This is a genomic window from Microbacterium sp. LTA6 (assembly GCF_045690355.1).
Classification (GTDB): Bacteria; Actinomycetota; Actinomycetes; order Actinomycetales; family Microbacteriaceae; genus Microbacterium.
Genome location: NZ_CP147855.1, coordinates 1,198,159 through 1,221,383, shown reverse-complemented (window position 1 = coordinate 1,221,383; position 23,225 = coordinate 1,198,159). Strand labels below are relative to the sequence as shown.

General features: G+C 67.7%; 19 protein-coding genes. 8 read left to right on the top strand and 11 right to left on the bottom strand.

Going from position 1 to position 23,225, the window contains the following annotated elements; genetic code table 11:
- Positions 1–3: 3 nt before the first annotated feature.
- Positions 4–2,139: an alpha-galactosidase gene (locus LTA6_RS05745; protein ID WP_341976592.1), complete on the bottom strand. Its 2,136-nt coding sequence runs from the start codon at positions 2,137–2,139 to the stop codon at positions 4–6.
- The gene (locus LTA6_RS05740) at positions 2,136–3,164 is read right to left on the bottom strand and encodes a LacI family DNA-binding transcriptional regulator (protein WP_341976591.1); all 1,029 of its coding nucleotides are present in this window, start codon (positions 3,162–3,164) and stop codon (positions 2,136–2,138) included. The genes LTA6_RS05745 and LTA6_RS05740 overlap by 4 nt, the downstream gene beginning before the upstream one ends.
- Positions 3,165–3,452: 288 nt before the next feature.
- Between LTA6_RS05740 and LTA6_RS05735 the strand changes: the two genes are divergently transcribed.
- From LTA6_RS05735 to LTA6_RS05705, 7 genes are all read left to right on the top strand, one after another.
- Positions 3,453–4,766 carry an extracellular solute-binding protein gene (locus tag LTA6_RS05735; RefSeq protein WP_341976590.1) on the top strand — a complete coding sequence of 438 codons (1,314 nt, stop codon included), beginning with the start codon at positions 3,453–3,455 and terminating at the stop codon, positions 4,764–4,766.
- A 31-nt stretch (positions 4,767–4,797) separates the two neighbouring features.
- The gene (locus LTA6_RS05730; RefSeq protein ID WP_407358901.1) at positions 4,798–5,757 is read left to right on the top strand and encodes a carbohydrate ABC transporter permease; all 960 of its coding nucleotides are present in this window, start codon (positions 4,798–4,800) and stop codon (positions 5,755–5,757) included.
- The gene (locus tag LTA6_RS05725) at positions 5,754–6,650 is read left to right on the top strand and encodes a carbohydrate ABC transporter permease (RefSeq protein ID WP_407358900.1); all 897 of its coding nucleotides are present in this window, start codon (positions 5,754–5,756) and stop codon (positions 6,648–6,650) included. The genes LTA6_RS05730 and LTA6_RS05725 overlap by 4 nt, the downstream gene beginning before the upstream one ends.
- Entirely contained in the window at positions 6,647–9,115 is a 2,469-nt protein-coding gene (locus tag LTA6_RS05720) for a glycoside hydrolase family 2 protein (protein ID WP_407358899.1), read from the top strand. Before LTA6_RS05725 ends, LTA6_RS05720 begins: the two co-directional genes overlap by 4 nt.
- On the top strand, positions 9,112–10,143 hold the full coding sequence (locus LTA6_RS05715) for a glycoside hydrolase family 113 (RefSeq protein WP_407358898.1): 1,032 nt from the start codon (positions 9,112–9,114) through the stop codon (positions 10,141–10,143). The genes LTA6_RS05720 and LTA6_RS05715 overlap by 4 nt, the downstream gene beginning before the upstream one ends.
- Before the next feature lie 222 nt (positions 10,144–10,365).
- Positions 10,366–11,574, top strand: a complete 1,209-nt coding sequence (locus LTA6_RS05710) for a cellulase family glycosylhydrolase (RefSeq protein ID WP_407358897.1) — start codon at positions 10,366–10,368, stop codon at positions 11,572–11,574.
- 110 nt (positions 11,575–11,684) lie between these two features.
- Positions 11,685–12,689 carry a hypothetical protein gene (locus tag LTA6_RS05705; RefSeq protein WP_407358896.1) on the top strand — a complete coding sequence of 335 codons (1,005 nt, stop codon included), beginning with the start codon at positions 11,685–11,687 and terminating at the stop codon, positions 12,687–12,689.
- A gap of 30 nt (positions 12,690–12,719) precedes the next feature.
- Here the strand turns inward: LTA6_RS05705 and LTA6_RS05700 are convergent, their stop codons facing one another.
- Complete coding sequence (locus tag LTA6_RS05700; RefSeq protein WP_407358895.1) at positions 12,720–13,736, bottom strand: NAD(P)/FAD-dependent oxidoreductase; 1,017 nt, start codon at positions 13,734–13,736, stop codon at positions 12,720–12,722.
- Between the two features lie 127 nt (positions 13,737–13,863).
- Here LTA6_RS05700 and LTA6_RS05695 point away from each other — a divergent pair, with 127 nt between their 5' ends.
- Positions 13,864–15,309 (top strand): DUF222 domain-containing protein, encoded by a 1,446-nt coding sequence (locus LTA6_RS05695; RefSeq protein ID WP_407358894.1) that lies wholly within the window; start codon positions 13,864–13,866, stop codon positions 15,307–15,309.
- Positions 15,310–15,521: 212 nt separating this feature from the next.
- Here the strand turns inward: LTA6_RS05695 and manA are convergent, their stop codons facing one another.
- The 8 genes from manA to LTA6_RS05655 form a co-directional block, all read right to left on the bottom strand.
- Complete coding sequence (gene manA, locus LTA6_RS05690) at positions 15,522–16,673, bottom strand: mannose-6-phosphate isomerase, class I (protein ID WP_407358893.1); 1,152 nt, start codon at positions 16,671–16,673, stop codon at positions 15,522–15,524.
- A complete protein-coding gene (locus tag LTA6_RS05685; protein WP_407358892.1) occupies positions 16,670–17,614 on the bottom strand; it encodes an N-acetylglucosamine kinase in 945 nt (314 codons plus the stop codon). Before LTA6_RS05685 ends, manA begins: the two co-directional genes overlap by 4 nt.
- Positions 17,615–17,881: 267 nt before the next feature.
- Positions 17,882–18,991: a hypothetical protein gene (locus LTA6_RS05680; RefSeq protein WP_407358891.1), complete on the bottom strand. Its 1,110-nt coding sequence runs from the start codon at positions 18,989–18,991 to the stop codon at positions 17,882–17,884.
- Positions 18,985–19,743: a hypothetical protein gene (locus LTA6_RS05675; protein ID WP_407358890.1), complete on the bottom strand. Its 759-nt coding sequence runs from the start codon at positions 19,741–19,743 to the stop codon at positions 18,985–18,987. Before LTA6_RS05675 ends, LTA6_RS05680 begins: the two co-directional genes overlap by 7 nt.
- Positions 19,740–20,858 carry a VWA domain-containing protein gene (locus LTA6_RS05670; protein ID WP_341976578.1) on the bottom strand — a complete coding sequence of 373 codons (1,119 nt, stop codon included), beginning with the start codon at positions 20,856–20,858 and terminating at the stop codon, positions 19,740–19,742. The genes LTA6_RS05675 and LTA6_RS05670 overlap by 4 nt, the downstream gene beginning before the upstream one ends.
- On the bottom strand, positions 20,855–21,841 hold the full coding sequence (locus LTA6_RS05665) for a VWA domain-containing protein (protein ID WP_407358889.1): 987 nt from the start codon (positions 21,839–21,841) through the stop codon (positions 20,855–20,857). Before LTA6_RS05665 ends, LTA6_RS05670 begins: the two co-directional genes overlap by 4 nt.
- The gene (locus LTA6_RS05660; protein ID WP_341976576.1) at positions 21,832–22,323 is read right to left on the bottom strand and encodes a hypothetical protein; all 492 of its coding nucleotides are present in this window, start codon (positions 22,321–22,323) and stop codon (positions 21,832–21,834) included. Before LTA6_RS05660 ends, LTA6_RS05665 begins: the two co-directional genes overlap by 10 nt.
- Positions 22,310–23,215 carry a DUF58 domain-containing protein gene (locus LTA6_RS05655; RefSeq protein WP_341976575.1) on the bottom strand — a complete coding sequence of 302 codons (906 nt, stop codon included), beginning with the start codon at positions 23,213–23,215 and terminating at the stop codon, positions 22,310–22,312. The genes LTA6_RS05660 and LTA6_RS05655 overlap by 14 nt, the downstream gene beginning before the upstream one ends.
- Positions 23,216–23,225 lie beyond the last annotated feature (10 nt).

Sequence of the window (23,225 nt, the reverse complement as noted above, 5' to 3'; positions counted from 1 at the left end):
ACCCTAGACCGCTTCTGCGTGCAGCACGAAAGCCTGCACCGGCCACAGCGTCGGCAGCTGGATTCCCACCTCGGTGAGTACGCCGCCCGGGAGTTCGATCCCCTCCCCGGTGAACCATTCCGGAGCGACCCACCCGCAGCGGGCCTCGCCGATCTCCCGGCGCACCCGCACCCGGTAGCGGCGCGTCGGGTCGAGGCCGGCGAACCGCAGGCGCTCGGCTCTGGCGTCTTCCAGGCTCGCGACGGTCGCGACGACGTAGACGGCCGCGGCATCCGTGACGAATCCCGTGACGCGCCACGCCGGATCCCGCAGGTCCGGATGCACGGTGCGGCCGCCGTGGACGATGGGGCGCAGCTCCTTGTAGAGCGCGGCGAAGCGGGAGATGGCCTCCGTCTCCTCCGGTGAGCAGCCGAGGATGTCCCACTCCAGCCCGGACGATCCCATCAGGCTCGTCGCCATCCGGTAGGACAGGGGCGTGACCCGACCGTTGCTGTGCGTCTCTGCCGGTCCGACGTGGGCGCCGACGAGTTCCGGTGGCAGCAGCATCCCGGTCCAGCGCTGGATGTCCTGACGCTCGACCGGATCGTTGGAGTCGCTCGCCCAGACGCGGTCGGCGTGGGCGAGCATACCGAGGTCGGTGCGCGCCCCGCCGGACGAGCACGACTCGATCTCGAGGCCGGGATGTGCGGCCTTCAGCTCATCGAACATGCGATAGACCGCGAGGGTCTGCGCGTGCTCGCCGGGGCGGCCGTCGTGGACGCTGTCGACGAGATCGCGGTTGTGGTCCCATTTGATGAAGTCGATGCCGAGCTCGGCGACGAGGGCGTCGATCTGGCCGTACACGTGCGCGTACGCGCCGGGGTTCGCGAGGTCGAGAACGAACTGCGTGCGCCAGGACAGAGACGGGTCGTGATCGAGATGGCGGGGGTCGTGCAGCAGCCAATCAGGATGCGCCCGCGCGACGTCGGAGTCGAGGCTCACCATTTCGGGTTCGAACCACAGCCCGAACTCCATTCCGAGCTCATGGACGCGCGCGGCCAGCGGGCCGAGTCCATCCGGCCAGACACGGCGGTCCACGATCCAGTCGCCGAGACTCGTGGTGTCGTCGCGTCTGCCGGCGAACCAGCCGTCGTCGAGAACGAACCGCTCCACGCCGACCGCGGCCGCACGCTCGGCGAGCGCGGCGACCTTCTCGGGGTCGTGATCGAAGTACACGGCTTCCCAGGTGTTGAGCACGAACGGCCGGGGAGAGGACGGATGCTGTCGGCGGGCACGCAGAAGGGAGTGGAAGGCGGCTGCGATGCCGTCGAGCCCCTCCTCGGAGTGCGCGAAGAGCACCGAGGGTGCGGCCAGTTCATCACCGGGCGCGAGCACGATCTCTCCCGGGCGCAGGACCTCGCCTCCGCCGAACTGCGTCACCGAGTCGGTGATCCGGTCGATGCGATAGGTGGCGTCCGACGACCAGGCGACGTGGGTGGCCCACAGCCTTCCTTCGTTCCACCGAGGCGCACCCTCCGACGCCACCAGCAGGGTGGGCGAATCGTGGCCGGGGCGTCCGCGCCGCGACTGCCGCACGGTGGATCCGACCGGCATCGCCGTCACGACGGGGCGCTTCTCCCGCGCCCACCGCCCATCGAAGGTGAGCAGGTGGTCCGTGGTCGTCGGCACGGGGAGGATGCTCTCCAGCCAATCCACCTCGACCGACGGCGAGCCGGTGACGCCGATGTGCCGCAGTCGCTGGTCGACGCGCACGCCGCCGCCCGCCTCGATCGCGAGCTCGATCGTCAGCTCCACGCCGCCGGCTTCGTCCCTGGCCGTGAAGGCGCAGCGGTCCGGCGTGGCATCCGTCGAGCTCACCTGCCATCGCGGGTGCAGCAGGACACCTTCGGAACGCAGCTGCAGGCCGGGTCGGCCGCTCCATGCGTCGGCCTCCTGCGGAGAGAGCGATACCTGCCACGGCGCGTCGAGTGTGCGGGGCACGCTCTGGCGCGATAGCGCTGCCCGGAGGGCGTCATCGTGACCTTCGAGTCCGGTGCGGAGCGGCGCTCCCCAGTGCAGCACGCTGGGAAGGCCGACCGTCGAGAGGTCGATGATGACGGACGTACCGTGAGATTCGAGGTGCACGAGCGGAGCGGTCAACGGGATTCTCCTTCGACGATGGGGGGACGTTCGCCCGAACCGCGCTCGATCAGCCAGGTCGGCAGCTCGATCTGGCTCGTGAACCCGGTCGGCTCGGCCATGCGTGCGATGGCGAGCTTCGCGGCCTGACGGCCGAGCTCGACGGGATCATATGACACCACGGTGACGCCGAGCACGTCGGCCGTGTCGAAGTCGTCGAAGCCGATGAGCGCTGGTTCTGCCCGGTCGGGTCGTGCACGCAGAGCACGTAGGGCGCCGACCGTCATCCGGTTGTTGCCGGTGATGATCGCGGTCGGAGGATCGGATTCGTCGAGGAGCGCGCCGACGATCTCCTCGCCGCCGATCGCACGGTCATCGACCAGCCGCTCGAGTGCGGCGGTGTCGTGCACGCCGTACGCGGCCATGGCCTCGCGATAGCCGCGCAGTCGCTCGGCCTGGGTGTAGACATCGGCCGGATTGCAGACGTACGCGATCTTCCGATGACCTCGCTCGAGCAGCTTCACGGTCGCGCCATGGGCGCCACGTCGGTTCTCCAGCACGATCGAGTCGGCGACGAGATTGCGGGCGGGGCGATCGAGCGCGATGACCGGCGTGCCCAGTTGCCGCTCTCCTTCGAGATACGACTGGTCGTCGGCCACCGGAATGAGCAGGAGAGCGCCGATGCGCTGGGCGAGCAGGGCGTCGGCCACCCGTTCCTCGCCATCAGGGGTGTCATCGGTCGTCGCGACGATCAGGGCGTGGCCGCTGCTGCGCAGCTCTTCCTCGATGCCGGAGGCCACCTTGTAATAGAAGGGGTTGCCGAGATCGCCCATGATGAAGCCGATCGCGTTCGTGGCGCCTCCGCGGCGAAGGCTGCGTGCCAGCGTGTTCGGGCGGAAGCGCAGCCGTTTCGCGGCGCTGAGCACGCGCTCGACGGTCTCGGGCGAGACCAACTCACGATCGGCGTAGACGCGGGAGACGGTCTTCGAACTGACCCCGGCGAGGCGGGCGACGTCGTCAAGTGTCGCCCTGGGCTGCACTGCCATCTTCTGCTCCTTCGCGACACCGATCGGCAGGGAGAGCCTAGCAAACACCCCTGACCGTGTCTATCGAAGGACATTTATGAGACATTAGTTCATTCTCCGTCGATGAGGCATCCCAAGAAAGCCCAGTTCAAAGCGATTTAGACCGGCCAAAATTGCAAAGAAATGATGCTAGACAGCGCTGACATTTAGTTGCAGATCGCGTGCTCAGCGGCCTAATCTGTCCCGAGCAGCCCCACCGCACACCGGGGCGGCCCCAGTTCAAGGGTGAACCTGACAAGGAGTCCTCACATGGCAAAGAAGACAGTGGTGGCAGCAGCAGCGCTCGCCGTGGCGGCGATCGCATTGAGCGGGTGCTCGGCAGGCGCGTCGAGCAATCCCGACAACACGATCGACGGCGAGGTGAAGGGAGACGTCAAGGTCGTGACCTGGCGCACCGACCTCGTCGAAGACGGCACGTTCGAGGCGTACGCCGAGGAGTTCAACAAGGAGTACCCCGACGTGAAGCTCACGTTCGAGGGCATCACCGACTACGAGGGGGAGATGAAGACGCGTCTCTCCACGAAGAACTACGGCGACGTGATCGGCATCCCGACCATGCAGCCCAGTCAGTTCGAGCAGTTCCTCGAGCCGCTCGGCGAGACGAGCGAATTCGCAGAGACCTACCGGTTCCTGAACACGCACACCTACGACGGCACCCAGTACGGCCTCGCCATCGGCGGGAACGCGCAGGGCGTGCTCTACAACAAGAAGGTCTTCGAAGCGGCCGGAGTCGCCGAACTCCCCAAGACGCCCGACGAGTTCCTCGACGCTCTGAAGAAGGTCAAGGACGGCACCGACGCGATTCCGCTGTACACCAACTACAAGGACGGATGGCCGCTGTCGCAGGCGTTCAGCAACCTCGGCTCCATCACGAACGACCCCGACGCCGGCATCCACATGGCCAAGGACGACGCTCCGTGGACGGAGGGCACCGACATCTACGCGATCGACTCCCTCCTCTACGACGCCGTCGAGGCCGGACTCACCGAGCCCGACCCGCTGACGACCAACTGGGAGCAGTCCAAGATCGACATCGGCACCGGCAAGATCGCTGCGATGACGCTCGGCTCGTGGGCGATCTCGCAGATGCAGGCTGCTGCGGAGGACAACGGGGCGTCAGCCGACGACATCGGCTACATGGCATTCCCCACGAGCGTCGACGGCACGCAGTACTCCATCATCGGCGGCGACTACAACCTCGGTGTCAGCAAGCACTCGAAGAACAAGGCGGCCGCCTGGGCGTTCATCCAGTGGCTCATCGAGGACTCGGGCTTCACCGAGACCCAGGGCATGATCTCGACCGTCACCGAGAAGGAGCTCCCGGCCAACCTGGGCGACTTCACCGTGGAGAAGGTCGAGCTCATGGAGACCAACCCGGCACCGGCCGGCGAGGAGAGCCTGCTCAGCGACGTGTCCAACGACTCCCAGATCGACCTGTGGGGTCAGATCTACCGGCAGAAGCTCGTCGACGTCGCCCGCGGCGCTGCCGACGGCGACAAGGAGAGCTACTTCGCCGAGCTCAACGAGCGCTGGGCGACCTCGGTCGAAACCCTCGCCGGCTGACGGACTGAATCGACGCGACGGAGAGTGTGACATGGCGATAACGACACCGGAGACGGTCGTCGGCAGCGCACCGGAGGGCCGCATCGAGCGGCCCTCCGGGCCCGCTTCGAGCCGGGCGGCGCGCGGAAAGATGATGCGGCGGCTCACGCCGTACCTGTTCATCGCCGTGGCCGTCGGCCTGCTGCTGCTGCTGACCTATTGGCCCGCCGTGAACCTGATCTGGTACAGCTTCACCGACTGGGACGGGCTCGATCTCGAGAAGAACTTCATCGGGTTCGACAACTACGTCCAGGTGTTCACCGACCCGCGCATCCTCCAGGTGTTCGGGGTCAGCCTGTACTACTTCGCCGCCTCGTTCGTGCAGATGGGCCTCGCTCTCTACTTCGCCACGATCCTCAGCTTCTCGACACGATTCCAGAACCTCTTCCGCGGAATCCTGTTCTTCCCCTACCTGATCAACGGCGTCGCGATCGGCTTCGTCTTCCTCTACCTCTTCCAGCCGGGCGGCACGCTCGACACGATGCTGTCGTGGTTCGGCGTCGCCGAGCCCCCGCAGTGGCTGGGCGACCCCGACATCGCGAACTGGTCGCTCGCGGGCACCAGCGTCTGGCGCTACATGGGCATGAACTTCGTGCTGTTCCTCGGTGCGATCCAATCGCTGCCCAGCGAACTGTACGAGGCGGCGGAACTCGACGGCGCGAGCAAGTGGCAGCAGTTCTGGGCGATCGTGTTCCCCGGCATCCGCCGTGTGATCGGGCTCTCGTTCATCCTCGCGGTCGCCGGCTCCCTCAGCGTCTTCGAGATCCCGTTCATCATGACCGGCGGCGCGAACGGCACTTCGACCTTCGTGATCCAGACGATCCAGTCCGCATTCAACTTCCGCCAGGTCGGTCTCGCTTCCGCGATGGCCGTGGTCCTGCTCCTCATCGTGCTGGCGGTCACCTGGATCCAGCGCAGGCTCTTCCCCGACGAGAAGGTGGATCTGACATGACCGCCACGACCACGAACCCCGCCGTCAATCCGCGGGGTCGCACGCGCCGCGGACCCGACCTGGTCGCCATCCGCGCACGAGGCATCTCCGCGAGCACGGCGAAGTACCTCAGCCTGATCATCGCCGCGTTGTGCACCCTGCTGCCCCTCGTCTCCGTGGTGTTCGCCAGCCTCAAGACGGCGCAGGAGTACGGCGCCACGGGCGCGCTCGAACCGCCGCAGAACTGGTTCAACTTCGACAACTTCGTCACCGCGTTCACCCGGGGCGACATGTTCATGGGCTTCGTGAACACGCTGATCGTGCTCGGGGTGTCCCTGGTCGGCACGATCATCCTGGGCACCATGACGGCGTATGCGCTCGACCGATTCGAGTTCCGTGGGCGCAAGCTCGTGATGGGCCTGTTCCTGGTGGCGACGCTCATTCCGAGCGTGACGAGTCAGGTGGCGACCTTCCAGGTGATCAACGGCCTGGGGCTCTACGACACCAAGGCCGCGCTGATCCTGCTCTTCATGGGCACCGACATCATCGCGATCTACCTGTTCATCCAGTTCATGGCGTCGATCCCCGTCTCGCTCGACGAGGCGGCGATGATCGACGGCGCGAACAGGTGGACGATCTACTGGCGCATCGTCCTGCCGCTGCTCAAGCCGGCGATCGCCACCGTCGTGATCATCAAGGGCATCGCGGTGTACAACGAGTTCTACTCACCGTTCCTCTATCTCCCCTCAGAAGATCTCATCTCGACCTCGTTGTTCCGGTTCAAGGGCCCGTTCGGCTCGCAGTGGGAGATCATCTCCGCCGGCGCACTCATCGTCATCGTCCCGACCCTCATCGCGTTCCTCCTCCTGCAGCGGTGGATCTACAAGGGCCTCACCTCCGGAGCAGTCAAATGACCCTCGACATCCCCGCCACGCTCACCGCCCCGATCCGCCGGGACCTCCACACCGGGTGGAGCCTGACGGCCGCATCCGGGCCGGTGCCCGAGACGTTCGCGCTCCCCGATGCCGTACCGGCCGCGGTGCCGGGCTGCGTGCACACCGACCTGCTCACCGCCGGCCTCATCCCCGACCCGTACCTCGATGACAACGAGGCGCTCCTCGCCTGGATCGGGCTGGTCGACTGGACGTACGCGACGAGCTTCGACTGGGCACCCGATGCTCACGAGCGGCACGACCTGGTGTTCGACGGCCTCGACACCGTGGCGACGGTCCGCCTGAACGGGCAGGTCGTGCTCGAGTCGGCGAACCAGCACCGCTCCTTCCGCGTCGACGTGCGCGCGCTGCTGGTCGAGGGCGCGAACACGCTCGAGGTCGCCTTCCGCTCGCCGATCCGGTACGCGAATGCGCAGAGTCTCGAGCTCGGCGCCCGCCCCCGCCCGTATCCGCTGCCGTACGAGGCGATCCGCAAATCCGCGTCGAACTTCGGTTGGGACTGGGGCATCGCGACCTACACCTCCGGCATCTGGCGCCCGGTGCGCCTGGAATCCTGGTCTGTCGCGCGCATCGCGGAGGCCCGGTTCGCGGCCGCTCCCACGTCAGCCGGAGGTCGGGTCGACATCGACATCGACATCGAGCGGGCGGATGCGGCCACCACGCCGCTCACGGTCGTGGCGTCGCTCGGCGGATCGAGTGTCTCGGCGCAGGTCGTCGGTGACACGGCCTCGGTCGCGGTCGAGGCCGCCGACGTCGAGCGCTGGTGGCCGGTCGGTCACGGCGATCAGCCGCTGTACGAGGCATCCGTCTCGCTTCGCAGCGACGACGGCGTGCGCGACGAGACGACCCGACGGGTCGGCTTCCGCACGGTCGAATGGAACACGACGCCGGATGCCGAGGGCACCCCGTTCACACTGGTCGTGAACGGCCGACCGATCTTCGTGAAGGGCGTCAACTGGATTCCCGACGACGCGCTGCCCGTGCGGGTCGATCGCGCTCGGTACGAGCGCCGACTGCGTCAGGCTGTCGCCGCGAACCTCAACCTCGTGCGGGTGTGGGGCGGCGGCATCTATGAATCCGAGGACTTCTATGAACTCTGCGACGAGCTGGGACTGCTGACCTGGCAGGACTTCCTGTTCGCCTGCGCGGCGTACCCGGAGGAAGAGCCGCTGCGCAGCGAGATCGAGGCGGAGGCACGCCAGCAGATCCCGCGGCTCGCGGTGCACCCCTCGCTGGTGCTGCTCACCGGCAACAACGAGAACCTGTGGGGGTTCGAGGACTGGGGGTGGAAGACCTCTCTCGACGGCAAGACCTGGGGCGCCTACTACTACCACGAGCTCTTCCCGAACCTCGTCGCTGAACTCGCCCCGCACGTGCCGTACAGCCCCGGTAGCCCGTTCAGTCCTGGCGGAGAGCATCCGAACGCCGAACCGCATGGCACCATGCACCTCTGGGAGCAGTGGAATCGCCTCGACTACCCGACCTACCGCGACCAGCGCCCGAGATTCGTGGCCGAGTTCGGCTGGCAGGGGCCGCCGGCGTGGTCGACCCTGGTGCGCTCCGTCAGTGACGCACCGCTCACTCCCGAATCGCCGGGCATGATCGTGCATCAGAAGGCGATGGAGGGCAACGTCAAGCTGACCCACGGGTTGCTCCCGCACTTCCGGATGCCCGCCGACATGGAGAGCTGGCACTGGGCCATGCAGCTGAATCAGGCAAATGCGGTGCGCTTCGCTCTGGAGCACTTCCGCTCGTGGGCGCCGCACACGATGGGTGCCGTCGTCTGGCAGCTCAACGACTGCTGGCCGGTCACGTCGTGGGCCGCGATCGACGGCGATGAGCGCTTGAAGCCCCTCTGGCATGCGCTCAAGATCGCGTTCGCGCCGCGGGTGGTTTCGGTGCAGCCGCGAGGCGAGGGGCTCGCTGCCGTGCTGAGCAATGACACGGCTGACGAGTGGTCGGGAGTGCTGTCGGTGCGGCGGCTGACGTTCGACGGCGCCGCACTGGCGAGCGTCGACGTGCCGTTCGCCGTCGAGGCGTGGGGCGCGGTGACGATCTCTCTCGATGCCTCGGTGACGACGCCGTCGGATGCCGCCGCCGAGGTATTGGTGGTCGATGCCGGTGAGCGCGGGTTCTGGTTCTACGCCGAGCCGCGCGACTCCGCGCTCGCCGCGGCTTCGCTGTCGTTCCAGACGACACCGGTCGAGGGCGGCACCGAGGTGCGGGTGAGCGCCGCCACCCTGGTGCGTGATCTCTCGCTGCTCGTCGACAAGGTCGATCCGGCGGCCTACACCGAGCAGGGACTCGTGACGCTGCTGCCCGGCGAGACGGCGACGTTCCTGGTGCGGCATCCCGCCGAGGCCCGCGCCGACGAGTTCACGTCCGAGCGCGTGGTCCGGACCGCGAATGAGCTGGTCGCTCGATGAATGCCGATCCCCGTGCGTTGAGCGACACTTCGACTCGCTGGCGCTCGCTCAGTGCAGGTCTCCGCGAGACGAAACGCGCTGACGAGCCCCTCGCGCCCTACGTCGCGGGGATGACGTGGGGATGGACCGGCATCCGCGGCACGTGGGCCGCTCCCGCAGCATCCGCATCGATGGCGGCGATGGTGGACCACGGAGTGAACTGGACCGCCATCGCGTACGCGGTCGAACAGGCCACGGCGCAGTCGACCGAGATGCCCTGGGACCAGGCTCCCACGGTCACCGAGAAGGAGATCGTCGGTGCCATTCGCGAAGCCAAGGCGCGCGGGCTGAAGGTGTGCTTGAAGCCGGTCGTGAACGTCAGCGACGGCACCTGGCGCGCCTACATCGGGTTCTTCGACTGGGATGTCCCCGGTGAGCCGAGTTGGAGCGCCTGGTTCGCCTCGTACACGGAGTTCATCCTGCACGCGGCCGAGATCGCCGAGGCCGAGGGCTGCGAGATGCTCTGCATCGGCTGCGAGATGGTGCGGGCAGACGCCCGTGAGAGCGAGTGGCGGGCACTGATCGCGGCCGTGCGCGAGGTGTACTCCGGCATCGTCACCTACAACTGCGACAAGTACCAGGAGGACCACGTCACGTGGTGGGATGCCGTCGACGTGATCACCTCGAGCGGGTACTACCCGATCGACAGCTGGGAGGCCGAGCTCGACCGCATCGAATCGGTCGTCGCGGCATCCGGCAAGCCGTTCTTCTTCATGGAGGCCGGCTGCCCGTCGCGCGTCGGCTCACCGGAGAAGCCGAACGACTGGAACCTCGTCGGTGCTCCCTCGGGCGAAGAGCAATTGCGCTACTACCGGGCCATGTTCGACGCGTGCGATGCGCGGCCATGGATGCGCGGTTTCATGCTGTGGGACTGGCCGCCCGCGCTCTATGCGCAGGGTGATGCCGACGCCAATGACGACTACTGCCCCTACGGCAAGCCCGCTGGCCGGTACCTGCGCGAGAGGTACCTGGCCAAGACTCGTCGCTGACCGCATCCCGCCCCCTCCGCCCTGTCCCGCCCCCTGACGCGAGGTCGAAAAGACATCGCAGAACGCCGAACGGGATGCGTTTCTGACCCCGCACCACACCGGAGCGGCGTCTGTCGACCTCGTCAGCCCCCCGCTGACCGGGCTGCGGCTGCCTCATCACGCGGCCGCAGTTGCTGCACCCCACAACGCGAGCACCGACGCTCGCAGCGAAGGAGATCAATGATGAAACGCCTGTTCGCACTGCTGATCGGCGCGGTGATCGCGCTCGCAGCGCTGTGCACCGCCCCCGCCGCGGCCACCGCTGCAACCACCGGATTCTCGGTGAGCGGCGGCCGCATCCTCGACGCCAACGGCACGGAGTTCGTCCCGCAGGGGATCAATCACGCGCACGTCTGGTATCCGAGCCAGACCGGCTCGTTCGCGGCGATCCGCGCCGCGGGAGCCAATTCCGTTCGCGTCGTCATCAGTGGCGGCCGTTACGGAACCACATCGGCCGCGGAGGTGACCAGCGTCATCTCCCAGTGCAAGGAGAACCAGCTCGTCTGCATCTTGGAGAACCACGACACCACCGGCTACGGAGAGGATGCCGCCGCCGGAACGCTCGCCGCGGCGGCGCAGTACTGGACCAGCGTCAAGCAGGCGCTGATCGGCCAGGAGAAGTACGTGATGATCAACCTCGGCAATGAGCCCTTCGGCAACGCGGGCTATCAGAACTGGACGTCGGCGACGATCTCGGCGATCCAGACGCTGCGCACGGCCGGTCTCACGCACATGCTCATCGCCGATGCCCCGAACTGGGGTCAGGACTGGTCGTTCACGATGCGCGACAACGCGGCGACGGTCGCCGCGGCCGACGGCAACACGGTGTTCAGCGTGCACATGTACGGCGTCTTCGACACCGCGGCCGAGGTGCGCGCGTACATCGACTCGTTCCGCAGCCGCGGGCTGCCCCTCATGGTCGGCGAGTTCGGCATCGATCACTCCGACGGCAACCCCGACGAGGCGACCATCATGAGTTACACCCGCAGCACGGGCATCGGAATGCTCGGGTGGTCGTGGTCGGGCAACAGCGGCGGGGTCGAGTACCTCGACATGGCGAACGGCTTCAACGCATCGTCGCTGACACCATGGGGCGAGCGCTTCATCAACGGCGCCGACGGCTTGAAGGCGCGCTCGCCGCAGGTCGCCAGTGTGTTCGGCACGGGTGGTGGCACGGGTGGTGGCACCGCTCCGAACGGCTACCCGTATTGCGTGAGCGCGGCATCCGACCCCGACGGCGACGGCTGGGGCTGGGAGGACTCGCGTTCCTGCGTGGTGCGCGCAAGCGGGGGCACGGCTCCCAACGGATATCCGTACTGCGTGAGCGCAGCATCCGACCCGGATGGTGACGGCTGGGGCTGGGAGAACTCGCGTTCCTGCGTGGTGAGGTAGACGATCTGGGGATGCCCGCGGGATACGTTCCGCGGGCATCCCCGTCGGCTGGAGAACCTGCAAGGCAGATACCGGCTGTGCATCCCACCCTCGTATGTCACGATCAAGGGGTGAGTCCGAACGCTGACGATCCCCAAATCGGTTCGCTCGATGTCGATTCCGTGGCCCTCCTCGGCACCGGTGAGAGCCTTGTATCGCTGCTCGAACAGCTCGGCGTGGAGTTCGCAGACGGTTCCCGTGACGACGTGCCCGCTGACGGATGGCGTGTGCTCCGCCGGCAGGATTCCGGCGGCGTGGTGATAGGTGCGCCCGAGGGGGCCTCGGCGGCAACCTGGCGTGTGGCGCAGATCGGCGTCGACCAGTTCGGGGCACCAGCTCCCCCCGTGAGCGTCTACCCCGAATCGCTCCCAGTCCGTCGAAGCCGGGTGGAGCGTGCGCGGGGACTCGTTCTCCGGTGGGCGCCGCTCAGCCAGGACGAAGCAGCCAACGGCGTGTTCGTGATCGACATCGTGAACACGGGCGAGGCGAGATGGAGGCCGGACGGCGATCCTTTCCTCGTCATCGGCGACGTCAGAGCACCCGGAACCGAAGACACGGTTACGAGCTTCGGTTTCTTCGGAGGGCAGAACCCGGCCGTTCCGCTGGACCCGGGTGAATACGCGCGAGTCCACGTCAGCATCAACGAGTCGCAGTGGCGCCCGCTTCAACCTGGTCGCTACGAACTGCACGCGATGCTCGCGATGTTGCCCGTCGCGACGACCACACCCCTGCCGCTCGAGCTCACTCAGGAACAGATCGATCAGCACAGAACGCGATTCCGTTCGCGCGCCCGCACGCCGGCTGAAGAGGCCGAGGACCTCCGCCAGAACCACCGCCGCCAGAAGGCGCTCGTCGAGAGTGCCGGCGTGCTCGAAGAGATCGCACGTCTCGTCACGAACGCGGCCACCGTCGATGAGGCCGCGGCTGCGGTGGAACTCCTGCTTCACGGGGACAAGGAGGCGGCCACCGCTGTCGTCCACACGCCGCTGATGCAGTTCACGACGGAAGCCATCCAACGGACGCGGGACAACGTCCTTCGGATCGAACGGAGGCTGGTGGCGCGCGAGAGCGGATGAGTGGAGGGCCTGCGCACCACCGAGGATTGATCAGGTGGGTCGGTAGCGAGCCAACTCGTCTCGGGCGGTCCGCGTCAGAATCTCCTCGGCCGCCGCATCTCCGATGACGGAGGCGAGCGTGATCCCGGGATGCGCCACGGCGACGTACACGCCGGGCGTTCCGGCGTAGCCGACTCTTGGCTCGCCGTCCGCGGTCATCGGTCGCCACCCGATCTCCGCGCTCAGCAGGGCCGCTTCCTGTGCGCCTGTGAACGACTCCCCGAACAGACGGCGCGCGTCCTCGCCAGCCTGCATCAGCTCTTCCGTCGAAGACTCCTTGTTGTAGTCGAGTGGCATGAGCACGGTCCCGTCGACGTCCTGGCGCGCTTCGAACAGGTCGTTGGCGACGATGCCCCGGACGATGCCCGAGGGAGCCCGGAGTCTCACCATGATGGCGGGGCTCGAGACCATCGGCAGCTCCAGTCCGGCTGTCGCGCAGAGGGCCGATGACCCGATGCCTGCCGCCACGACCACCGTTGAAGCATTCAGCTTCTCCGAGCCAAGCTCGATACCGTCGATCACGCCACCTCGAGAGCTGACCAGTCGAGTGACGGGAGTGCCGAACCTCACAGAAGCGCCATTCGCCTGTGCGGCACTGATCAACGCCTCAGTGGCGCGGGTGGGATTCAGCCACCCGTCGTCCGGACGAAACTCCGAGAGCGCCGGCGGTGCCGTCAGGTGGGGCTCGCGCATCGCCGCCGGGCCATCCCGGGTTGCCGCACTGGCGAAATGGTCGCCCCAGACGAGGGCGCCTGACCAATGGACATCGAGACCGGGAACTTCTCGTGCGAGGCGTTCCCAATGAAGACGACCGAGCGCGCGCAATTCCCCTGCAGCGCTGAGATCGCCGGGCGCGCGGCCGATCCAGCCGAAGGAATGTCTCGTTGCGCCGGCGCCCGGCAGGCCTGCATCGACGAGGGTGACATCCGCGCCGCGGGCGGCAAGGTGATAGGTGATCGATGCGCCCAGGATTCCAGCGCCGATCACGATGACTGGGTGCGTCGACATGGTTTTCAGCGTAGTTGCGACCCTGCCGCCGCGCGTCTTCGCCGGGGTTCGTGATCGCTCAAAATCCTTCTCTCATCAGCCTGAAAGCGAGGTCGGAATGTCGGTGGCCCCGTGTTGAATGGGAGGTATGAACAGCCCAGACGAAGTCCTGGAAGAGGTCGTCTCCGACCTCAGCGGGCTGGTGCGCGCGGACTCCATCGTGGGGCTGTCGGATGCCGAGAAGCTGGCCGTTCTCCGCAGAGCCGGCGAGGCGCTGCGGCTCCTGGAAGCGGTGGTCGTGGAGACGGTGTCGTCGGTCGAACCCGGGTTCGAAGACGCATTCGGATGCCGCAGCATGAACGAGCTTCTCCAGCGTGCGCTCCTCACCGATGCCTCGGGAGCGAGCCGCGTCGTGAAGGCTGCAAGGGCGGTGGAGCGCGAGATCAGCCTTGTGTCCGGTGAGCGTCTGCCGGCTCGGTGGCCCGCGCTGCGCGATGCGATGCTGGACGGCGGAATCGGTGTCGCGGGGTTGCTGGCCGCGACCGGGGCACTCGATCAGGCAGCCGATCGGATCGGGGTAGAGGACAGGCTTCGCGCCGACACGCACCTCGCCGGGTACGCCCGGGGTTTCAGCGCAGAAGCGTCTGACGCGGGTTCCGAACCACAGGACCTGGCACCGCCGGCCACACCTGACGATCTCCGGCAGGCCTCGCAGTACCTTGCGATGGTGCTCGACCCCGATGGGGCCGAGCCCACCGACCGCGACGCCCAGCACCAGAGGTATCTGACCATCGGTCGTATCCGCAACGGGGTGCACCCGCTCCGCGGGGACATCCTTCCCGATACCGCCGCGCAACTGCAATTGATCATGGACGCGCAGAGCAATCCGAAGGTGGGTGGGGCACCCGCACCTGGTGTCGCGTTCCGGCCCACCGAGGAGGCGCTCGGCGACGACGCCGACGAGGATCCGTTCAATGCCGACCCGCGGAACGTCATCGAACCTCGTACGGCCGGGCAGAAGCGCCACGACGCGCTCGCCGCAGCGCTCGGGATCGCCGCTCGCCACCACGACATGCCGACGCTGGCCGGTGCTGCCCCGACGCTCGTCGTGCACGTCGACGCCAAGGACTACGCCGCCGGCACCGGATGGGCCACCATCCCCGGCGGCGACACCTCCGTTCCGCTCAGCGTCGCCGCGCACACGGGTTGCACCGGCACCATCCAGCGGGTGCTGTTCGACGAAGGCCGCATCATCGGGATCACCGTCATCGACCGGGTTTTCACCGTCCATCAGCGGCGCGCGATCATCGCCCGTGACAAGGAGTGCCTCATCCCGGGATGCCATGTTTCCGCATCCTGGTGCGAGATCCACCACGTGACCGAACACGCCCGCGGTGGCCCGACGCACACCGACAACGGCGTCCCGTTGTGCTGGTGGCATCACCGATCTCTCGACCACTCCGGGTGGGAGATCCGCATGGCGAACGGTGTGCCCCAGATCCGTGGACCCGCGTGGTGGGACCCCGACCGGGCGTGGCGCACCCCGCGCTCCACACGGACGCCGCTCCGAGTCTCAGCGATGACATCTCGGTGATCTCGTCGCGGCGCGTGACCGACCGCGGATGTCATGCGCGGCGGTCGTCGAGCGACGCGGTTGATTGACTCGTCGCAGTGTCGTCGCAGCGTCGCAGTGTCGCAGCGTCGCAGCGTCGCAGCGTCTCAACGGCTCGGTCGGTTCGGCGCGGGTGCTTGGCCCGGCGCCCGCTCCCAGGTGTCCGACTCGAGCAACCGCTCAGTTATCCGGCCTCAGGCCCCGGTCGCGAGGAACAGCCGGCCTGCACCCTCGACGCGGATCGCCGCACTGCGCGCGATGAACACGGCTCGACCACGAGGAACCTCGATGTGCTCCCCTTCGGATTCGAGGGTGAAGGAACCATCCGTCACCAGCGCGATGCCCGGACCGGGGATGCTGATCTCACCGGAACCCTCGCTCGCATAGAGCTCGAACCCGGGATTGCCCTCATCTCCACCGGGGTAGAACCGGCGCACGCCGTCACCCCGTTCCTCCGGAACGAGCCGTGGGTCGCCGCCCTCGCGGGCATCCAGCACCCGCCCGAGCTCTTCGGTGTCGATGTGCTTCGGCGTGAGACCGCCGCGCAGAACGTTGTCGCTCGGGCCCATCAACTCGATCCCCGCGCCGAGCAGGTACGCGTGGATGTTGCCCGCGGGCAGCCAGAGCGCCTCGCCGGCCCGCAGCGTCACGTGCTGCAGCATCAGCGCGCCGAGGATGCCCGGGTCGCCAGGGTGAGCCGTGGCGATGGGTGTGAGCACGGTGAACCGCGCGTCGTGCGCACCGGCGGAAACCGCAGCCGATACCAGCGGCGGGATCGCATCGTCACCGGAGAGCAGCCAGAGGAACGCGCGGCGGATGCCGTCTTCCCCCGTGAGCAGGTCGCGCCAGATCTGCAGCCCCGGCAGTTCGTCCGATGCGGTCAGCGCGGCCAGTGCGTCAAGATCCGACTGCACGTCGGCCACCGCGCGGAATCCGCACAGCGCCTCGAAGCCGTCGTGCAATGCCACGATCAGTTCCGGCTTGGCGTGCGGGTCACGGTAGTTGCGATGCGCGGCATCCAGCGGGATGCCGCGTTCGTTCTCCCGCGCGAAGCCCTCCTGGGCCTGCGCTGTGCTGGGATGCGCCTGCAGCGACAGCGGCTCGGCCGCGCACAGGATCTTCAGCAGGAACGGCAGGCGGCCACCACTGGCCCGCTCCCACTCGTCGAGCGCCGGCCATGGCGCACCCCCGACGAAGACGCTCGGGGCCGACGGGTGCGCGCCGAGCCAGAGCTCGGCCTCGCGGTTCCCATGCCCTGCGGTGCCGCGCACGCGCGCGACTCCGTCGATCTGGCCCCAGGCGTAGTCGCGGGGCGTGTTGTCGATCTCCCAGAACAGTGCGCTCATGCGGCCACCTCGCTCGACGTCCGAACCGCCTGCGCCAACTGCTCGCGCAGCGGATGCCGCGGCGCGAGGTCTGCGAGCGCGGCTGCCCCGTCGAGCCCGGTGCCCAGCGGTGGCACGAAGCGCACCTCCGGGCGCACGGCGCGCACATTCACTTCGAAAGCCTCGCGGATGAGATCCGACTGCAGCACGCCTCCGATGGCGCCGACCGGAGCATCCGCGGGAGCATCCGTCGACCGCAGCGCCGACGTGACCGAGAGCGCCAGCTCCTCCGCGGCGGCGCGGCAGATCGCCAGGGCCACCGCGTCGCCGTTCGCCGCGAGCTCGGCAGTCGGCGCCGCGAACGAGGCCACGAGCCGCACCCGATCGGGGGCCGCCTGCAACTGGGTGTACGCCGCCTCCAGGTCGGGCCAGCGCTCCTGCACCACGGCGGTGAGAGCGGTCGCGGCCCCACGCCCGTCATGCGCGCGCATCACCGCATCCAGAGCTTCGCGTCCGATCCAGTACCCACTGCCGGCGTCGCCCATGATGTTGCCCCAGCCGTCCACGCGGACAGCCGACCGAGGGCCGACGCCTAGCGTCACCACACCGGTGCCGACGGCGAGAACCGCTCCGTGCCGATCGCCGAGGACGCCGAGGAACGAGGTCACCGAGTCGTGGGCGACGATCACCCGCTGCACGCCGGCGAGGCCAGGCCGACGGATCAGCCCTTCGGCTTCCGCGTGGACGTCGGTCACGCCGGAGACACCGATCGCCAGTGTCGAGGGGGCATCGCCCGCGACGTGCGCGATCCGCTCGGCGATGTCGGCCAGCTGCGGCAGCAGCGGGCGATCGGTCAGCACCCCGGGGAGCAGGTCGTCACGGGAGGTCCCGTCGTCCCAGCGCAGACGCACCTTGGTGCCGGTCTGCCCCGCATCCATCGCGAGAAGGTCGAGCGCGCTCATCGGAGTGCGGCCCGCTGGTGAGGGGAGTGCGGCATCGGCGTGATTCTCTCGTCTGCGGCCCCGAACGCAATCGGGGCAGGCGGCTGATCGAATGACAGCGTAAGACAACCGGGGCCGCGGCGCGAGCCGGATCGGCGGCCGTTGTCCGAAGTTGTCTCGGGCGTCAGATGCCTGTGAATCAGCGGTATTCCGAGGCCGGGCACGCTCTCTCGGACGGCTCAGAAGTGCGGGATGTCCGACCGAATGTCCATCGACGACATTCGGCGATCAGAACCCGGGATACTCGCCGAGCTTCTTCTCGAACTCCGCACGATCGGACTCGCTGAGCAGTTGACTGGCCAAGACGGCGATCTGCAATCCCTCGAGGGGCTCGCCGGTGCGGGTGTTCTGAGCCTCACGGGTCTTCAGGAAGTCTCCGGTGGAGTCGTTCGAGAGGTCATAGACATTCGCGTAGAACCGCAGCGGCTCCGGGTAGTTCTCGGTGTAGTACTCCCAGGTGTGCTGCGTGCGCGGGTCGTCGGTGCCGTAGAGCTTCGCGAGCATCGAAGCCTCGAGACCCGAGGACGGGTCGTTGAACGAGTACAGCTCCCACAGCCCGTGCGCGGTGACGACCTCGTTGATGACGGCCATCACCTCGAGCTTCTCGTCGTAGTCCTGGATCGGCTCGTTCGTCGCCCAGCCGGGGGAGGTGAACTCGACCAGCATGGATTCGCCACCGTAACCGTTGCGTTCGGGACGGAGATCCTCGGCACCCGCCTCGACCCAGGTGTACCCGAACTCCTCACTGAGGCGCTCGCGGATATCGGTGAGGAGGCTCTCCGACGCGGCGCGCACCTCTTCCAGCGAGGACTGACCGAGGATGTCCCCCGGGTCGGTGTCCTTGATCCCCGGGTACGCCTCCTCGTGCTTCTGCTCGTCGGACTTCATTCCGTCGTAGTTGCCGGAGGCGGAGGTCTGCACCGCACTCATCGCGCCGACAGTCGCGACATTCAGCACCAGCGTGATCGCCAGCGCGACGGCGCCCAGCATCCGTCCTCTCTTCGTCACCAGCGCGGCGATGATGACGGCCACGACGACGAGTTGCAGCGCGAGCATCGTCACGCCGTACAGCAGGTCGGTGCCGCCGGCGACGAGGGTGCCGAGCAGGATGAGCGCGAAGAGGATGCCACTGACCAGGGCGATCCAGCCGAGGGCGCTCGACGGCTGCGTGGTGGACTCGGCGGTCACCACCGTCGGCTGCGCGGGTGTCGCAGGGAGAGGCCATGACGGAGGCTGCGCTCGCCGCGCACCGGCATAGCCGCCGGGCGGAGGCAGCGGCGGAGCGCCCTCGGTACCCGCCACGTACCGGGCGCGCTGCTTCTCGTGATCCGTCACCATGGCCTGTCCGTTCCCGATCCCCCGGGGTCGTCGCCGTTCTGCTGCTGGTCGCGCTCCTCGGTGCCCTGCTCCAGTTTCTCCTGCAGGTCCTCGAGTTTCTCCTCCGAGGGCTGCGGTTCCGGTTGCTGCTCCTCGGGCTGCTCCTGCTCCTCGGGTGACTGCTGCTCCTGCTGCTTCTGCTGCAGACGATCCTTGAGCTGCTCGAGAGACTCGCTCATGTCGCGATTCGGATCCGGCGACTGGTTCTGCGCGTCCTCGCTGTTGCACTCCTCCGGAGTCTCCAGCGTCACCGTCAGCGCCTCGCCGTAGAACTCGGCCGCCGAGACACCGTCGCCCTCCGCTCTGGCCGCGTCGCCTCTCCGCTCGACGACCAGCGCCAGGTTGATGCGGACCGCGCACACTTCGAGGCCCTGCGCGAGTCGGAGTGCCTCCTCGAGCTTCACCTGCGCCTGCGGCAACTGTTCGGCGGCGCCGAGCGCGGTCCCGACGTTGTACGGAGCCTTGTACGGCTCGAACCAGTTCAGGAACTCCTGGCCGCGGGCAGCGGACTCCGACGACGAATAGTCGCCGACCACATAGGAGGTGATCGACTGGTGCGCGAATGCGTACATGCTCAGCAGCTTGCCGACGAACAGCAGGGCGGCGAGCGTGAGCGGGAGGGTGCCGATCGCGATCCAGAACCGGATGCGCCGGCGCCGGCGATTCGATGCCAGGAGGGCGGATGCCGCCTCGGCGTGGGAGGTCCCGGTCATGAGGCACCTCCCTCATTCGGCGTCGACGCCGGAGAGGCGCGTTTCGTCTCCTCGCTGCGCTCGTCGCTCAACGACCGGGGGGTGGACTCGCTGGTCGTCGAGCGAGCGGAGCGAGACGAAACGCCCGCATCTGACGTCGACGCCGGCGCGCCCTGCTGCCGGAGCCGGGCGATCAGCATCGTCGCGCGTGCCAACTCGAAGCCGAGGAGGGCGACGACGGCAAGGGCGGCGATCCAGTACAGCTCGATGACGTTGCCGACCGAGCCGGACTCGGAGTAGCTGGTCGTGGTCGTCGGTGCCTCTGGCAGCTCCGGCTCGGCATCCGCCGTGCGGTGCTGGTACTCGAGCCCCAGTTCGCCGGCGAGGGTCTGCAGGGTCTGCTCGTCGATGACCGACATCGCGGGCTCGCCCTGGTACTCGATGTACTCCGCGTCGCCGTCGCCGACCGAACCGGTGGTCAATCTCATCGGTCCGCCCTCGGTGGTGCCGTAGCCGAAGACCATGCCGGCATCGGCATACTTCGCGCTGGACCGGAAGGATTCGGGAGAGGAGTTGGCCGTCTGCTCGCCGTCGCCGAAGTAGAACACCATCCGCGACCGGTCGGACGCGCGTTCGGATGCCCCCTTCAGCGTGTCGGCGAGGAGCCGATTGGCGATGCCGATCGAGCTGCCGCGGGACTGACTGGTAACCTCCGGCCGGAGAACCTCCAGCGACGAGATGAGCGCCGTGGTGTCGGTGGTCAACGGCAACCGCAGCTGCGCCGACGCATCGAAGGTGATCAGGGCGAAGCGCGCACCGGGGTACTCGTCGACGATCGCCTGGATGTCGTCGCGCACGCCGTCCAGGCGCGGCTCTTCGCCATTCCAGTCCTCGGCGACGATGCTCGCCGTGGTGTCGACGACCAGCACGATGTCGGTGTCGGTGGCGAGAGTCTGGGTCGCGCCGCCCGGGATCCCTGGGCGCAGGAACATCACGAAGCAGGCGAGCAGCAGCACGAGACGCAGCGCCCAGAGAGCCTTGTCCTTGGAACGCACCATGGCCATCACCGCGACAGCGGCGACAGGGGCGCACAGCAGCAGGAGCAGCAGCGGATGCAGAACAGGCTGGAAGATCACAGTCGCACCCTCCACAGCATCACGATGAACGACAGCGCAGCGATCATGAGCACCACGATCCAGAGGTTCGGGGTGTCGGTCCACACCACCTGGGCCTGACCGCGCAGCTCGGTCGCCTCCTGCTCCTGCACCTGAGCGACGATGTCGGCGACGGTCGTCGTGTCGCGCAGCCCGTACGCGGTGCCGCCCGTCATCTCGGCGGCCTCCGTCAATTGAGCGCTGACTTCGGCATCCTTTCCCTGCACCGGATTCAGGCCGAAGACCCGCACGCCTTTCGACTTGGCGTACGCAGCCGCTTCTTCGAGGGTGACGATGGAAGCTCCGTTCACCTCGTTATCGGTGGCCAGGATGACCGAGCGCGAGCGCTCCTGGTCGGGGTGGTCGAAGCCCAGCGCGCACGCGGCGAGGCCGTCGCCGATGAGGGAAGCTCCGGCACCGTTGAGCGTGCCGACCCAGTGCTCCGGCACTTCGTCGATGTAGTCGAAGCTCTCGCGGATGTCTGCGAGGTGATCACGGATGAAGTCGTAGTCGTCGGTGAGGGGGAAGATCTGCACCGGCGAGCTGTTGAAGATCGTGAGTCCGATGCGCTCGCCCTCGAAGTCCGCGAGCAGCTCTTCGAAGACGGAGAGCACCTCGACGTCGACCTCGCTCATCGAGCCGGAGACGTCGAGGCAGAGCATGATGTCGCGGCTGGTGTTCACGGGCTGGATCGTCTGCGACGACATGGGGCGCGCGGCCACGACCCCGGCGGCGACCGTTGCGATCGTGCCGAGGATCAGGATCCCCGAGAGCGCGAGCACGCGGCGGCGGAGCGCCTGCCGATAGGTCGGCAGCGCGCGCAGTCGCTCCGCGCGGGCGATCCGGGCCGTCTCCTCGGTGCCACCACGCGAACCGCGGCGCAGGCCGAGCACGAGTCCGATCGCGATGGCCACGACGATGACCGCGATCGCGACGATGATCATCCAGAAGTTCGCTAGTGCCATGTGCGCACCACCGTCCGTGCCGCCTCGGCGCCGGCGAGGGGATCGATTGCCGGGCCCTGGCGGAAGATGCTCGGGTAGTAGTGCCGGCCCATCGCGTCGATGAGTGCGGGGTGCACGCCGCGGGCGATGAGGTCGTCGAGGGCGAGCACCGGTGCTTCGAGGCCGCTGTACTCGTTCACGAAGGTGCGCACCACTCGACTGAGTTCGAGATTCGCGTGCCGCGCCGACAGGCGTCCCTCGCGATAGTCGGTCTCGATCCGCTGGATGCGATCGAAGTACTCGACGCGCAGCTGGGAGAGGACGTCGACCGTCAGCAGCGGAGGAGTATCGGTGGCCCCGGCGATCGTGACGCTGCGGCGCGGCCGAGTGAGGAAGATCACCAGCCAGGCGGCGAGAACCAGCAGCGCGAGGACGCCGATCGCGAGCAGCATCCATCCCCAGCCGTACTGGCCGGGAGGGTAGAACTCGTCAGAGCCGGGCATTGGCACCCCGCACGGATCCTGATCGCGATGCCAGCAGCCGCAGCAACTGCGGCACGGCGTCGTCCTGCCCGTCCAGGGAGGCATGGCTGATCTCGAGACGTTTCAGCACCTCAACCAGGCGCGCAGCATCCGCCTCGCTCTGCGCGGTGAGCTCCCGCACGATGTCGAGGTCGCCCTGCACGAAGTCGGGAACCTCCCAACGGCTGTCCACATCGGAACGTATGCGTCCGGTGGCATGGTCGAGAACCGGGTCGGCGTCACGGAGCGTGAGCCACAGCACGTCGTGCTGCACGCGCATCCGGCGAAGCGTGCGCTCCGTCTCATCCGTGATCGGTGCTTCGTCCGTCACTACGACCACGATCATCCGCCGGGAGATCGTGCGGGTCACGAACGAGAGCAGGTCGTCTCGGGCGCTGGGTGCCGCGCTCTCGCGGATCGCGGTGTCGATCGTGCGCAGGGCATGTTCGAGTGCACCCTCGCTGCGCCCGGGAGCGCGCCGCCGTACCCCACCGGCATCGCCGTAGACCACGGTGAAGTCGTCGCCATGTCGGAGGGCCAGCACGCCCAGGGCGCCGGTCGCGATGATGGCGAGGTCCTTCATGGGTTTCTCGTCATATGCCAACGCCTGCATGGAACGGCCGGTGTCCACGATGAACAGCACCGTGTGCATCCGCAACGCTCGATGACGCTTCACCAGGGGCGTGCCCTGCTTGGCCGTCGCCCGCCAGTCGATGTCGCGCACCTGATCGCCGTACTCGTACTTGCGCAGATCCTCGAAGTCGAGGCTGCGGCCGTGCAGCAGCGACGCATAGGCGCCGTCCAACGCATGCATCGACTTGCGCGAGGAGTGGATGAAGAGCTTGCTCTTCACCTGGGTGATCAGGCTGGCCATGGGTCTCAGG